Annotated in this window: 13 protein-coding genes; 3 read left to right on the forward strand and 10 right to left on the reverse strand. The window is 60.0% G+C overall.

Annotated features, from left to right (window positions below; all coding sequences use genetic code 11):
• Window positions 1–109 precede the first annotated feature (109 nt).
• Together L6D63_RS20475 and L6D63_RS20480 are read left to right on the forward strand one after the other, a co-directional pair.
• Window positions 110–832, forward strand: coding sequence for a 1-acylglycerol-3-phosphate O-acyltransferase (locus L6D63_RS20475; protein ID WP_047292972.1), 723 nt, complete (start codon window positions 110–112; stop codon window positions 830–832).
• Between the two features lie 134 nt (window positions 833–966).
• On the forward strand, window positions 967–1,938 hold the full coding sequence (locus L6D63_RS20480; protein WP_027613314.1) for a magnesium and cobalt transport protein CorA: 972 nt from the start codon (window positions 967–969) through the stop codon (window positions 1,936–1,938).
• 99 nt (window positions 1,939–2,037) lie between these two features.
• Here L6D63_RS20480 and L6D63_RS20485 read toward each other — a convergent pair whose 3' ends face one another.
• From L6D63_RS20485 to L6D63_RS20495, 3 genes are all read right to left on the reverse strand, one after another.
• Window positions 2,038–2,760, reverse strand: coding sequence for an amidotransferase (locus L6D63_RS20485; protein WP_047292969.1), 723 nt, complete (start codon window positions 2,758–2,760; stop codon window positions 2,038–2,040).
• A 94-nt stretch (window positions 2,761–2,854) separates the two neighbouring features.
• Entirely contained in the window at window positions 2,855–4,999 is a 2,145-nt protein-coding gene (locus L6D63_RS20490) for a 3-hydroxyacyl-CoA dehydrogenase NAD-binding domain-containing protein (protein ID WP_047292968.1), read from the reverse strand.
• Between the two features lie 24 nt (window positions 5,000–5,023).
• Window positions 5,024–6,229 (reverse strand): acetyl-CoA C-acetyltransferase, encoded by a 1,206-nt coding sequence (locus L6D63_RS20495; protein ID WP_047292966.1) that lies wholly within the window; start codon window positions 6,227–6,229, stop codon window positions 5,024–5,026.
• 584 nt (window positions 6,230–6,813) lie between these two features.
• Between L6D63_RS20495 and L6D63_RS20500 the strand changes: the two genes are divergently transcribed.
• On the forward strand, window positions 6,814–7,635 hold the full coding sequence (locus tag L6D63_RS20500) for a c-type cytochrome (protein WP_047292965.1): 822 nt from the start codon (window positions 6,814–6,816) through the stop codon (window positions 7,633–7,635).
• 121 nt (window positions 7,636–7,756) lie between these two features.
• Here the strand turns inward: L6D63_RS20500 and L6D63_RS20505 are convergent, their stop codons facing one another.
• From L6D63_RS20505 to L6D63_RS20535, 7 genes are all read right to left on the reverse strand, one after another.
• A complete protein-coding gene (locus L6D63_RS20505) occupies window positions 7,757–8,560 on the reverse strand; it encodes a transglutaminase family protein (RefSeq protein WP_047292964.1) in 804 nt (267 codons plus the stop codon).
• Window positions 8,557–9,507, reverse strand: coding sequence for an alpha-E domain-containing protein (locus L6D63_RS20510; RefSeq protein ID WP_007960702.1), 951 nt, complete (start codon window positions 9,505–9,507; stop codon window positions 8,557–8,559). Before L6D63_RS20510 ends, L6D63_RS20505 begins: the two co-directional genes overlap by 4 nt.
• A gap of 12 nt (window positions 9,508–9,519) precedes the next feature.
• A complete protein-coding gene (locus L6D63_RS20515; protein ID WP_047292962.1) occupies window positions 9,520–10,929 on the reverse strand; it encodes a circularly permuted type 2 ATP-grasp protein in 1,410 nt (469 codons plus the stop codon).
• 535 nt (window positions 10,930–11,464) lie between these two features.
• Window positions 11,465–11,812, reverse strand: coding sequence for a ribonuclease E inhibitor RraB (locus L6D63_RS20520; protein WP_041068892.1), 348 nt, complete (start codon window positions 11,810–11,812; stop codon window positions 11,465–11,467).
• Between the two features lie 214 nt (window positions 11,813–12,026).
• Window positions 12,027–12,260 carry a hypothetical protein gene (locus tag L6D63_RS20525; protein ID WP_041068889.1) on the reverse strand — a complete coding sequence of 78 codons (234 nt, stop codon included), beginning with the start codon at window positions 12,258–12,260 and terminating at the stop codon, window positions 12,027–12,029.
• A 289-nt stretch (window positions 12,261–12,549) separates the two neighbouring features.
• Window positions 12,550–13,425, reverse strand: coding sequence for a polyamine aminopropyltransferase (gene speE / locus L6D63_RS20530; RefSeq protein ID WP_041068886.1), 876 nt, complete (start codon window positions 13,423–13,425; stop codon window positions 12,550–12,552).
• A 227-nt stretch (window positions 13,426–13,652) separates the two neighbouring features.
• Complete coding sequence (locus L6D63_RS20535; RefSeq protein WP_007960694.1) at window positions 13,653–13,844, reverse strand: PLDc N-terminal domain-containing protein; 192 nt, start codon at window positions 13,842–13,844, stop codon at window positions 13,653–13,655.
• Between the last annotated feature and the right edge of the window lie 45 nt (window positions 13,845–13,889).

Genomic DNA, 13,889 nt, shown 5'->3' on the forward strand with positions numbered 1-13,889 from the left:
CGGAAACATGCGCTTAAACATCGCCTATCTCCGCACTCTATAGCAGCAATTGCCGAAAACAGTGCACATCCGTACACTGCGCCACCTTTTGTCCCGGTGGGGCCTGAAAATGCTGTTTGTGTTTCGTATGTTATTGATGGGCCTGCACTTTATTCTGGCCGGCGTGCTGGGCGTGATCCTCGGGCTGTGCCGTCCGTTCAACCCGGACAACAGCCGACTGTGCGCCCGCCTCTACGCGCTACCTGCCATGTGTATTTTGCGTTTGCGTGTGAAGGCTGATGTCGGCCCGTTGATGAACAAGCCCGACAGCTGCGTGATCGTTGCCAACCATCAGTCCAACTACGACCTGTTCGTGTTCGGCAACGTGGTGCCCCGGCGGACTGTGTGCATCGGCAAGAAAAGCCTGAAATGGGTGCCGCTGTTCGGGCAACTGTTCTGGCTGGCAGGCAACGTGTTGATTGATCGTGGGAACGCGCACAAGGCGCGCAAGTCGATGCTCACCACCACCCACACCTTGCAACACGAAGACACGTCGATCTGGGTGTTCCCGGAAGGCACGCGCAACCTCGGTGAAGAACTGCTGCCATTCAAGAAAGGCGCGTTCCAGATGGCGATCGCCGCCGGTGTGCCGATTGTGCCGGTATGCGTCAGCAGCTACATCAAGCACATGCGCCTGAACCGCTGGCGCAGCGGGAAAATTCTCATACGCTCGCTGCCGGCGATTCCTACAGCCGGGCTGACCATGGATGACATGCCCATGCTCATGTCCCAGTGCCGTGAACAGATGCGGGAATGCATCGCCGCGATGGATCAGCAGCTGCAAGCTGCGTGAAAAACCAACCCGCCTCGTGCGGGTTTTCTTTTGCCGGGTGAACTGTGCAGATTTCACTGACTCTCAAGCAGCGACACGGCTAAGCTGAAGCCTTGTATTCCCTGCCATCTGCCAAGAAGAAGTGAATCACCACCATGGGTCGAGTTGTTGCTGCTGCGGTTTACAGCGCCGGTAAGAAAGTCACCAATATCACGCTTGACGAAGGCGCCGCCTGGGCCGCAAAAACCGGGCATTTTGTCTGGATCGGTCTGGAAGAGCCGGACGCTCAGGAGCTGGCCAATCTGCAACGCCAGTTCAACCTGCACGAACTGGCCATCGAAGACGCCCTGGAAAAACACAGCCGGCCAAAGCTGGAAACCTTTGGTGACGCCTTGTTTATCGTCACCTACTCGCCGATCCGCGAGCATGGGATTTTGCAGTTCATCGAAACGCATATCTTCGCCGGCAAGGGCTACATCATCACCGCCCGCAACGGCCACTCGGCGTCCTATGCGCATGTCCGCCAGCGCTGTGAGGCGCGGCCGCTGTTGCTCGAGCACGGCGAAGATTTCGTCCTCTATGCACTGCTGGATTTCGTGATCGAAAACTACCAGCCAGTCGGCGAAGCGATTCATGCCGAGATTGATGAACTGGAGCGCAACGTGCTGTGCAGTGCGTTGAACGAGCATGACATCCAGAAACTTCACGGCCTGCGCCGCGATGTGTTGCGCCTGCGCCGTTATGCAGCGCCGATGGTGGAGATTGGCGAGGAGCTGCAGAAACTGAGTTTCCCGTTCATCGACAAGAACATGCGCCCGTACTTCCGCGACGTGCAGATTCACGTCACGCGGCAGATGGAAGACCTGACAACGCTGGCGGACATTGCCAGCCAGACCATCGAGATCGGCGTGTTGCTGGAGGCGTCACGGCAAAGTGTGGTGCAACGCAAGTTTGCCGCGTGGGCGGCGATTCTGGCGTTCCCGACGGCGGTGGCGGGGATTTACGGGATGAACTTCCAGAACATGCCGGAGCTGAGCTGGCATTACGGCTATTTCGCTGTGCTGGGGTTTATCACGGTGGGGTGCGTGAGTTTGTGGGCGAGTTTCAAGAGGTCGGGGTGGTTATAGGGAAGCAAATGCAAAAGATCGCAGCCTGCGGCAGCTCCTACATTGGGATGGTGTACACCCTGTAGGAGCTGCCGCAGGCTGCGATCTTTTGATCTGCTATCAAGCAGCTTCTGGCTTGTGCGCCACAAACCGCATCATCCATTCCGCCACGGTGGTGCCATGGTGCTCCTGCTCCAGGCTGGCCACGCCTTGGGAATAGATCTGTGACCCCAGCGCGTCCTGGCGCAGATCCAGCAGTGCCCGCGAATAGTCGTGGATGAATTCCGGGTGGCCCTGGAAGCACAGCACCTGATCGTTGATGTGGTACGCGGCAAACGGGCAGAAATCGCTGGAGGCAATGACCGTGGCGTTTTCCGGCAACGCCGTGACCTGATCCTGGTGGCTGATCAGCAACGTCAGCTCTTCCCGCACCGGGCTCATCCACGGCGCCTTGGCCGCCAGTTTGTAGTTGTGGGTGCCGACACCCCAGCCCTGAGTGGCGCGCTCACTCTTGCCGCCCAGCAACAGCGCCAGCAGTTGATGGCCAAAGCACACGCCGAGCAGCTTGTCGCCACGCTCGTAACGGGTCAGCAGGTATTGCTTGAGAGTCTGGATCCACGGGTCGGTGCCGAACGAATCGGCCTTGCTGCCAGTGATCAGGTACGCATCGAAGGTCAGATCGTCGCTTGGGTATTCACCCTGCATCACGTTGTACACGGTGAACTCGGCGGCAATCGGTTGCTGCGAGAACAGGCGCTGGAACATCTGCCCGTAACCCTGATATTGATCGACCAGTTCCGGACGCAGGATGTCGGTTTCCAGAATGCAGATGCGTAGCGACATAAAAAATACCTGACACGTGATGGGAATAATGAACACCCAGAGCCTGCCTTGAAACACCCCGGCAAGGCAAGCCCCGCAGCGCTCAGCCGATCACTTAAAACAACTCGCCTTTCGCGGCTTTTTCCAGCAACAACGCCGGTGGCGCAAAGCGCTCGCCGTACTGCTCGGCCAGATACTGCGCGCGTGCGACGAAGTCCTGCACGCCGTACTGATTGATAAATTGCAATGCGCCGCCGGTCCATGGGGCAAATCCAATGCCGAAGATCGAGCCGACGTTGGCATCCGCCGTCGAAGTCAGCACGCCCTCCTCCACACAGCGCACGGTTTCCAGGGCCTGCACGAACAGCAGACGATCACGCACATCCTTCGGCGAAATCTGCCCGTCAGCCTTCTCGAAACGCGTCTTCAGCTCCGGCCACAGATGCTTCTGACCACCCGCCGGGTAATCGTAGAAGCCCCCGCCGGCAGCTTTGCCCGGGCGCTTGTATTCGTTGAGCAGCAAGTCAATCACAGCGAACGCCGGATGCTCTGTCAGCGGTTTCCCTTCCGCTTGCAGGTCCTTGGCCGTTTGCTGACGGATATGGCTCATCAGGCTGAGGGAAACTTCGTCGGAGATCGCCAGCGGCCCGACCGGCATCCCGGCCTTGCGCGCTTCGGTCTCGATCATCGGCGCACTCACACCCTCGCCGAGCATGGCGATACCTTCGTTGGTGAAAGTGCCGAACACCCGCGAGGTAAAGAAGCCACGACTGTCGTTGACCACGATCGGGGTTTTCTTGATCTGCAGGACGAAGTCGAAACCACGCGCCAGGGTTTCAGCACTGGTCTGCGCACCCTTGATGATTTCCACCAGCGGCATTTTGTCCACCGGGCTGAAGAAATGCAGACCGATGAACTTGCTCTGATCGGGTACTGCCGTCGCCAGTCCGGTGATCGGCAACGTTGATGTGTTGGAGGCAATCACCGCGTCAGGACCGACAATCTTTTGCGCTGCAGAGGAAACGTTGGCCTTCAGTTCACGGTCTTCGAACACCGCCTCGATGATCAGATCGCAACCCGCCAGATCGGCATCGCTCTCGCTGGCCTGGATCCGTGCCAGCACCGCCTCGCGTTTTTCAGCCGTCATCTGCCCACGGGCGACTTTCTTGTCCAGCAATGCCGCCGAGTGGGCCTTGCCCTTCTCGGCCGCCGCCAGGTTGATGTCCTTGAGCACCACGTCGATACCGGCCGAAGCACTGACGAAGGCGATACCGGCGCCCATCATGCCTGCGCCGAGCACACCGACCTTGCGCGTGACATAGGGCTCAAAGCCCTGCGGCCGCGAACCGCCGGCATTGATTTCGTTGAGCTGAAACCAGAAGGTGCCGATCAGGTTTTTCGAAATCTGCCCGGTGGTCAGTTCGGTGAAGTAACGCGTTTCGATCAGGTGCGCGGTGTCGAAGTCGACCTGCGCGCCCTCCACCGCCGCGCAGAGGATTTTCTCCGGCGCGGGCAGCGTGCCCTGAGTCTTGCTGCGCAGGATTGACGGCGCAATCGCCAGCATCTGCGCGACCTTCGGATTCGACGGCGTGCCGCCGGGAATCTGGTAGCCCTTCACATCCCAGCGCTGCACCGCACTCGGGTTGGCGACAATCCAGGCGCGCGCCTTGGCCAGCAACTCGTCACGATCCGCCGCCAGCTCATCGATCAGACCGGCCTGCAACGCCTGCTGTGGGCGGATCTTCTTGCCTTCGAGCAGATACGGCAGCGCCTTTTCGATCCCCAGCATACGCACCATACGCACCACCCCGCCGCCGCCCGGCAACAGTCCGAGGGTTACTTCCGGCAGACCGAGTTGCACCGCCGCATCGTCCAGCGCCACCCGGTGATGGCACGCCAGGCAGATTTCCCAGCCTCCGCCGAGCGCCGCACCGTTGATCGCTGCGACCACCGGTTTGCCGAGGGTTTCCAGGGTGCGCAATTGCCCCTTGAGGCCCAGCACCATGTCATAGAACGCTTTGGCCTCGGGTTTACCGACCTTGATCAGCTCATTGAGATCGCCGCCGGCAAAGAAGGTTTTCTTCGCCGAGGTGATGATGACCCCGGCAATGCTGTCTTTTTCCGCCACCAGCCGCGCGACGCAGGCGCCCATGGCCTGGCGGTATACGGCGTTCATGGTGTTGGCGCTCTGGCCCGGCATGTCGATGGTCAGCACGACGATGGCGTCCTGACCTTTTTCGTAACGAATGGCTTCGCTCATAACAAGATTCCTTGAATTCGGGGCTCAAAGGCGTTCGATGATGGTGGCAATGCCCATGCCGCCGCCGACGCACAGCGTCGCCAGGCCGTAACGCAGACCCCGGGTTTCCAGCTCATCGAGCAAGGTGCCGAGGATCGCGCAACCGGTGGCGCCCAGCGGATGGCCCATGGCGATCGAGCCGCCGTTGACGTTGACCTTGTCCGGGTCGACCGCCATGTCCTTGATGAACTTGAGTACCACCGAAGCAAACGCCTCGTTGACCTCGAACAGGTCGATGTCTTCCACGCGCAAACCGGCCTTGGCCAGTGCCTTGCGGGTGGCCGGCGCCGGGCCGGTGAGCATGATCGTCGGGTCAGTACTGGTCACCGCCGTGGCGACGATACGCGCCCGAGGCTGCAAACCCAGCGCACGGCCCTTGGCTTCGGAGCCGATCAACATCAGCGCCGCACCGTCGACGATCCCGGAGCTGTTGCCCGGCGTGTGTACGTGGTTGATTCGCTCGACGTGGCTGTAAACCCGCAGCGCGGTGGCATCAAACCCCATCTGACCGATCATTTCGAAACTTGGCTTGAGTTTGCCCAGGCCTTCCATCGTCGATTCGGCGCGAATGAATTCGTCGTGGTCGAGCAGGATAATGCCGTTCTGGTCCTGCACCGGCACCAACGACTTGTTGAACGAACCGTCGGCCCGTGCCCGCGCAGCTTTCTGCTGCGAGTGCAACGCATAGGTATCGACATCCTCACGGCTGAAGCCCTCAAGGGTAGCGATCAGATCCGCGCCAACGCCCTGCGGGGTGAAGTGGCTGTGCAGGTTGGTCTGCGGGTCCAGCGCCCAGGCGCCGCCGTCGCTGCCCATCGGCACCCGCGACATCGACTCGACGCCACCGACCACCACCAGATCCTCGAAACCGGAGCGGACTTTCATGGCGCCGAGATTCACCGCTTCCAGACCGGAAGCGCAGAAGCGGTTGATCTGTACACCGGCAACGCTGACGTCCCAGTCCGCCACCTGCACCGAGGTTTTGGCGATATCGGAACCCTGATCGCCAATCGGCGTGACGCAACCGAGTACCACGTCATCGACTTGGCTGGTGTCCAGCGCGGTACGGCTCTGCAGTGCGGTCAACAGCCCCGCGACCAGATTCACCGGTTTGACGCTGTGCAGCGCGCCATCGGCCTTGCCTTTGCCGCGGGGCGTACGCAGCGCATCGAAAATCAAAGCTTGGGTCATGACGTCCTCGAACCTGTGCGGTGAGTGAATTTCGTGGTTTCACTGTTATCCCGCGCCGTCGAGGATTCAATGACCACAGCGCTCAATGATGTTGACGCGCACGCTCAGACGGACGGTCATCCACCTTCAGGTGAACCGGTTCAGGTCAGCGAGTTGTCTAGCAAGCGGTCGGCGCAGAAGCTGGCAATACGCCTCATGTCTTTTTTATTGCCAGCAGCAGTAAATACATACGAAATGGATCTAAGCCGCGCGTGACGCGGGCTCTAAGGTAGTACATGTACGTCAGGGTCGTCGGGTTTTGCCGGGGCCGACGTTCTTCTACAGGAAGTGCAGCGTTTGCCGTCATGGATATGCAGGCAAACATCAGGAAATAACAATAAAGGCGGTCAAGCCATGTTCAAACAACCGAAAGTTCGTCAAGCCGGGCTCATTCTTTTCGCCACCACGCTGTTGCTGATTTTGCCGAACCTGACCAAGGTCATTGGCTGACTCAACGGCCGGGTGCATTTCATTGCCATCAACAATGTGACTGGCCCGCTTCCCGGGCCAGCGTGGCTGTGCCAACCTTTGCGCACTCCTACGACATGGAAGGCGATCATTTGAAAACGCTCATTGTGTTCTGGGCCTTGCTGCTGAGCATGCCCTTGTCTGCCGCACAGCTGGATCTGCAGCTCGGCGCAACCCATCACACCTGGCAGACCGAGGAATTGCTCAAGCACCCTCAGGTACAAACCCTGACCATCAAAAATGATGTGTCTTACAAGAAGGACATGACTTATCGCGCCGTCCCGGTCGCGGCGCTGCTCACGGGCATCAAACCGGGCGATCATCTGCAAGCGGTGGCGCTGGACGGCTTTGCCGCCGAGCTCAGCGCTGCACCGTTGCTCAATACCAAAGGCGCACGGGCCTGGCTGGCGATCGAAGACCCGGCGCAGCCGTGGCCGCCGCTGTCCGAAGGCAAGCACAGCGCAGGGCCGTTCTATCTGGTATGGACCGACGCGCAGGCCGGCAATATCAGCCCGGAACAATGGCCGTTCCAGGTGGCAAGCATCAAGCGCATGGCGCCAGTGGCCGAGCGCTTCCCTGCCCTGTTGCCGGATCCCGCGCTGAAAGCGAATGACCCGGTGAATCAGGGTTTTGCGCTGTTCCAGAAGAACTGCCTGGCCTGCCACCGCTTGAACGGTGCGGGCGATGCGCAGTTCGGACCGGACCTGAACATCCCGTACAACCCAACCGAGTATTTCGACGCGGACTTCCTCAAGCGCTACATTCGTGATCCACAGAGTTTGCGCCAGTGGCCGCAGGCGAAGATGCCGGGGTTTTCGGCGGAGGTGTTGCCGGAGGCGGATTTGCAGTTGTTGATTGGCTATTTGCAGCACATGGCTGGGCGCAAGATCAAGCCATAAGCGTTGCGGTGATATCACCAGCCTCTTCGCTGGCAAGCCAGCTCCCACAGGATTACCGCGGCTTCAGAGTCAGCGCATAACCTGTGGGAGCTGGCTTGCCAGCGATAGCGGTATCCCGGATCTACTGTTGCTGCACGGAAATGACTGGCGTCGGCGACACCAACACCTTCGCATGCATCTGCTCGCTCCCCCCGCCCCGGCGCATGCCGCGCACCGGGCAGGCATCCAGATAATCCAGGCCCACCGCCAGTTTCAAGTGCCGCTCCGGGCGGGCCAATTGGTTGGTCACGTCAAAGCTGTACCAGGCGTCATCCAGCCATGCTTCGGCCCAGGCATGGCTGGCCAGATGCTCGGCGTCCTCGCTGTACAGATAGCCGGAAACGTAGCGTGACGGGATCCCCAGGCTGCGTGCACAGGCGAGAAAGGCATGAGTGTGATCCTGGCAAACCCCGGCGCGCCCGGCAAAGGCTTCGGCGGCACTGGTGTCGACTTCGGTGGAGCCCGGCGTGTAGGTCATGTGCTGATTCAAGCCGTGCATCAGATCGATCAGGGCGGTGCGGTCACGTCGCTGCTTGCAGGATTTTTCGGCAAACGTACGTAACGCTTCGTCCGCCTCGGTCAGGCGAGTGAAACGCAGGAACGGCAGCGCCGACTGACTCTCATGCTCGGCCTCACGCAACTCGTCGATATCCACTTGGCCGCGGGCGCCGATAATGATCGCTTCGTGCGGTTCGTCCATGGTCAGCACATGCAAGATGTTGCCGAACGGATCGAGCTGCGCGCGCACCGGTCGCGGCAGGTCAAGCTGCCAGCTCAATACGTGCTGACGCTCGCTGTCGTGCGGGGTCAGGCGCAGATACTGGATGCTCGCCCGCACCTGATCTTCATAGTGATAGGTGGTCTCGTGGCTAATGGAAAGTCTCATGCAGCCTCCAGGTATGAACTGTGAATCGCATTGCCCAACTGGCGCACCAGCGGGATGAATTCGGTGAGCCAGGCGTGCAGGCCTTCGGCAAGGATTTCGTTGATGCCGGTGTAGCGCAGACGCGCGTCCATCTCAGCGGCCAGACGTTGCGCCGGACGGCCGTTGGCCCCCGGCAACTGGGCGAGAATCTGGTCGATTTCCTCGGTGCAGGCACGCAACGAACGCGGGACATCGGCGCGCAACAGCAGCAGCTCGGCGACATGCCGGGCGCCGGGGGCGTCGCGGTAGATCTCGGTGTAGGCCTCGAAAGACGACAGCGCCCGCAACAGCGCACTCCATTGATAGTAAGCGTGGGCGGTGCCGTCACTGACGGCCTCGGCCTGATCGCCAGCCATTTCGTAGCGCGCATCGAGCAGGCGCAGCGTGTTGTCTGCACGCTCGATGAAGGTGCCCAGGCGAATGAAGCGGAATGCATCGTTGCGCATGATCGTGCCGTAGGACGCGCCCCGGAACAGGTGCGAGCGCTCCTTGATCCACTCGCAGAAACGGCTCATTCCGTATCGGCTGAGGCCCTGCTCGGCAATGCCGCGAATCTCCAGCCAGGTGGCGTTGATGTTCTCCCACATGTCTGCGGTGATTCGTCCACGCACCGCGTGCGCACTGGCCCGCGCCGCGCCGAGACAGCTGTAGATGCTCGCCGGGTTGGCCGCATCGAGGGCGAAAAAGTGCAGCAGGCGTTCGGCATGCAGTTCGCCATGACGCTCCAGGTAATCGTCGAGGGTGCCGGTAATCAGCAGCGGCATGGCCAGCTCGTGCAGACCGTCGCCGCGACCGTCCTGCGGCATCAGCGACAGCGAATAACTGACATCGAGCATCCGCGCGAGGTTTTCCGCCCGCTCCAGGTAACGCGACATCCAGTACAGATCCGAGGCAGTTCTACTTAACATGGCAAGCTTCCTTCAATCCTCGACCACCCAGGTGTCCTTGGTTCCGCCACCCTGGGAGGAATTCACCACCAGGGAGCCTTCACGCAGGGCGACACGGGTCAAACCGCCGGGCACGACCCGGGTTTCGCGGCCAGACAGTACAAACGGACGCAGGTCGATATGGCGTGGTGCAATGCCGTTTTCGACAAAGGTCGGACAGGTCGACAGTGACAACGTCGGCTGCGCGATGTACGCGTGGGGTTTGGCTTTGATCCGCTCGCGGAATGCATCGATTTCCGCCGCCGTCGCCGCCGGCCCCACCAGCATTCCGTAACCGCCGGAGCCTTGGGTTTCCTTGACCACCAGATCCGGCAGATTGGCCAGGACGTGGGAAAGTTCCGAAGGGTTGCGGCACTGCCAGGTCGGCACGTTCTTCAGGATCGGCTCTTCGTCGAGGTAAAAGCGGATCATGTCGGTGACAAACGGGTACACCGACTTGTCGTCCGCCACGCCGGTGCCAATGGCGTTGGCCAGCACCACGTTGCCCGAGCGATAGGAAGACAACAGTCCCGGCACGCCGAGCATTGAGTCCGGGCGGAACGCCAGCGGGTCGAGGAAAGCGTCGTCGAGACGCCGGTAGATCACGTCCACCGCTTTCGGCCCGTCGGTGGTGCGCATGAAGACCTTGTCGTCACGCACGAACAGATCCGCGCCCTCCACCAACTCGACGCCCATTTCCCGTGCCAGAAAGGCGTGTTCGAAGAACGCACTGTTGAAGCGCCCCGGCGTCAGTACCACCACGCTCGGGTCGTCGATCGGGCTGGAGCTTTTCAGGGTGTCGAGCAACAGGTTCGGGTAGTGATCGATGGGCGCGATGCGCTGGGCAGCGAACAGCTCCGGAAACAGGCGCATCATCATCTTGCGGTCTTCAAGCATGTAGCTGACGCCGCTCGGGGTACGCAGGTTGTCTTCGAGCACGTAGTAGGTGCCGTCGCCGTCGCGCACCAGATCAACGCCGGAGATATGCGAATAGATATCGCGGTGCAGGTCCAGGCCCTGCATCGCCAACTGGTACTGCTCGTTGGCCAGCACCTGTTCGGCGGGGATGATCCCGGCCTTGATGATGCGCTGTTCGTGATAGAGGTCGGCGAGGAACATGTTCAGCGCCTTGACCCGCTGGATGCAGCCGCGCTCGACGGTCCGCCACTCGCTGGCGGGGATGCTGCGCGGAATGGTGTCGAAGGGAATCAGGCGCTCGGTGCCCTGCTCGTCGCCATAGAGCGTGAAGGTGATCCCGGCCCGGTGGAACAGCAGGTCGGCCTCGCGCCGCCGTTGCGCCAGCAACTCGTCAGGCGTGTCGGCAAGCCAGCGGGCGAACTCCCGGTAATGCGGGCGGACCTGGCCGCCGGCATCGTACATTTCATCAAAATAGGTGCGGATCATGCCGTACTCCTTGTCACCCGGACCTACAGGCCTTCGCAAGGCCCGTGCCATCGGCATAAACGCTTTGATTTCAATCGGTTGGATAATCAAGCCGCAAACACCGCACCATTCCTGTGCGGCAAATGCTCCAACAGGATTGCCCCCGCTTCATTGCGACGCACTGCATCGCCTATCACCAGCATAGTCAGAGTTGATTTCACTGCTTGCGTCGGGCTGCGGATAATCGGCGCATCCGCTGAAAACTTCCCCACTGAAGGCTTCAGCTCCACTGATCCGGACTGCCCACGCAGTCCCCGCAGGCCGTAACCCTGACCGGTTTCCTCTCCTTATCGGTCTTCCCTTTTAGCCACCCTCTCCGGTGGCTTTTTTTTGCCTTTCTGAAATGTTTTGAAAGTAAAAAGCAAAAGATCGCAGCCTCCGGCAGCTCCTGCAGGTGATTGGTGCAGGGGCTGCTGGAGGCTGCGATCTTTTGATCTTTGAAAACGACAACGGCCAACCCGAAGGTCAGCCGTTGCTCAATACCTGAAACCAGAGATCAGTTCAGACGATGGCGGTTGCGCACCTCCTGCTTGACGCCCCAGCCCTCGATGATGCCGCCCAGCGGCTCGACCACGGCAGAAAAGCCCTGCTCGAAATCGCCAATGTCGTCATAGGTCGCGTGCATCACTTTGCTCAGTTCCAGTGACCAGGCGCCATCTTCGCGCGCACTGACCTGGGCATTGATGGATTCACCACGAAATTTGCCCGCCGCCCTGCGCGCCCGCTCCTCGTCCGGGAAAATGGCGTAGAACTCGATGGGATGGAACCGGGAAAAGTCGAAACCGCCTTCTTTCATGCGGCGCAGTACGTTGCTGCTGATGTCTTCTTGATAGGCTGTGCTCATGAAACGTCCCCCTCGGATAGATGGATAGACTTTCCGTATTCCCGCCCCGGGCCTTACAGGCCAGAAGTACATCGGCAACCCGGTTGCCGGCGGGAAACAAGCATGTAGCTGACAAGACCAGACCTTAGCGATTCGTTCGCTGATCTCGCTTGCAGAGTAGCCCCAAGATAGAGCTGCTGCCAAGGCCTGGTTGTTTCGGATGAAAGGAAGATTTTCAGATTGGAGTGATGCTGCGGATCTTGATGCTGTTCTGGGTTTCGAGGCTTTTGACGCCCGCATCAGGGGTTCGCCCTTCCAGATCGTTCAGATCCAGTTTGGCGGCCACCGGCAGGAGCCGTTCCTTGATCAGGCGTGCAGCCTCGTCATCACTGGGGCATTCCGCGCGCTCGAACACCTCATCGACAATTTCACCATGATCGTCCACGAAAGTGACTTTCCACTTTTGCATCGGTGCCTCCTCGATCAAACCCGCAAATGGGCTTACTAGTATCTCGACTTTTGGCGAGATTGATCGTTCAAAAGGATTGCGGCGCACGAACATGAAAAAAAATTAACCGATGGGGAAACAGGCTTGTGTGGCGAGGGGATTCATCCCCGATGGGCGCGAAGCGTCCCTGAATTCAGCGAACGCATAGTGTCAGTTCCAACGCGTCTGCCGATTTTACGACTGCTGCGCAGCCGGTCGGGGATAAATCCCCTCACCACAGGGGATCTATCACCGATCCGGGAATAGTGCGTCAGTCGTTGCTTGGCTTGTTGATCGCCTGCAGCACGTACTGTGGCAGCGCGAACGCGCCGATGTGGATTTCCGGGTTGTAGTAGCGGGTGACGATGCCGCTGCCGATGAAGCGCTGCTGCAGGGTTTCACGGCTCAGCTTGCGGTAAGCCGGGTTGGTAGAACCCCAGGCGAAGGTCATCGAACCGCCAATGTAGGTCGGCACGGCCGCTTGATAGAAGTGCCAGTCCGGGAACAGGCTGCGCAGGCGACCGGCGGTGGTTTTGACTTCGTCGATCTGCATGAACGGCGTGCCGTTCTGGGTCACGAGGATCCCGCCTTCGTTCAGGCAACGGTGACAGGCCTGGTAGAAGTTCTCCGAGAACAGCACTTCGCCCGGACCGATCGGGTCGGTGGAGTCGGAGATGATCACGTCGAATTTTTCTGTGGTGGTGGCAACGAAACGCATGCCGTCGTCGATCACCAGGTTCAGGCGTGGATCGTCATAGGCGCCCTTGGAGTGGTTCGGCAGGAATTCCTTGCACATGTCGACCACGGTGCCGTCGATCTCGACCATGGTGATGTGCTCGACGCTGGCGTGTTTGGTCACTTCGCGCAGCATGCCACCGTCACCGCCGCCGATGATCAGCACGCGCTTGGCGGTGCCGTGGGCGAGGATCGGCACGTGGGTGAGCATTTCGTGGTAGATGAATTCGTCGGCTTCGGTGGTCTGGATCACGCCGTCCAGCGCCATCACCCGCCCCATGCGCGGGTTCTGGAAGATCACCAGGTGTTGGTGTTCGGTGCGCACTTCGTGCAGCAGTTTTTCCATGCGAAAACGCTGGCCGTAGCCTTCGTAAAGGGTTTCCAGGTACTCGCTGGTCTTGGTGACGGTCATGGTCAAGTGCTCCGATGAATGCGCGGGCGTCGATCGTGGGGACGATTGCCCGGGAAAGGCGCGCATTCTACGTTGCCGAAGATGACAGGTCGAACCTCTGTTCATCGACAATCCACAATCCCTGTAGGAGCTGCCGAAGGCTGCGATCTTTTGATCTCTGTTTTAAAAAAAACAAAGTCAAAAGATCGCAGCCTTCGGCAGCTCCTACAGGGGTATTACAGTGTTCTTCAGACCCGCACATTGCCCCGCGGTCCGGCAATCGCCCAGATGATCAGGCCCAGCACCGGCAGGAGGATGATCAGCAGGACCCAGAGGATTTTCATCCCGGTCTCGGCACCGCTTTTCAGTACGTTGATAATGGCCCAGATGTCGAGGGCAAGAATGATCAGGCCAATCAGCCCGTTGAACGTGGAACCCATGGTGTCACTCCAGATTAGTGGCATGCACTTTTAGGATAGACGGTC

Origin of the sequence: Pseudomonas parakoreensis, assembly GCF_021602155.1 — a bacterium.
Classification (GTDB): Bacteria; Pseudomonadota; Gammaproteobacteria; order Pseudomonadales; family Pseudomonadaceae; genus Aquipseudomonas; species Aquipseudomonas parakoreensis.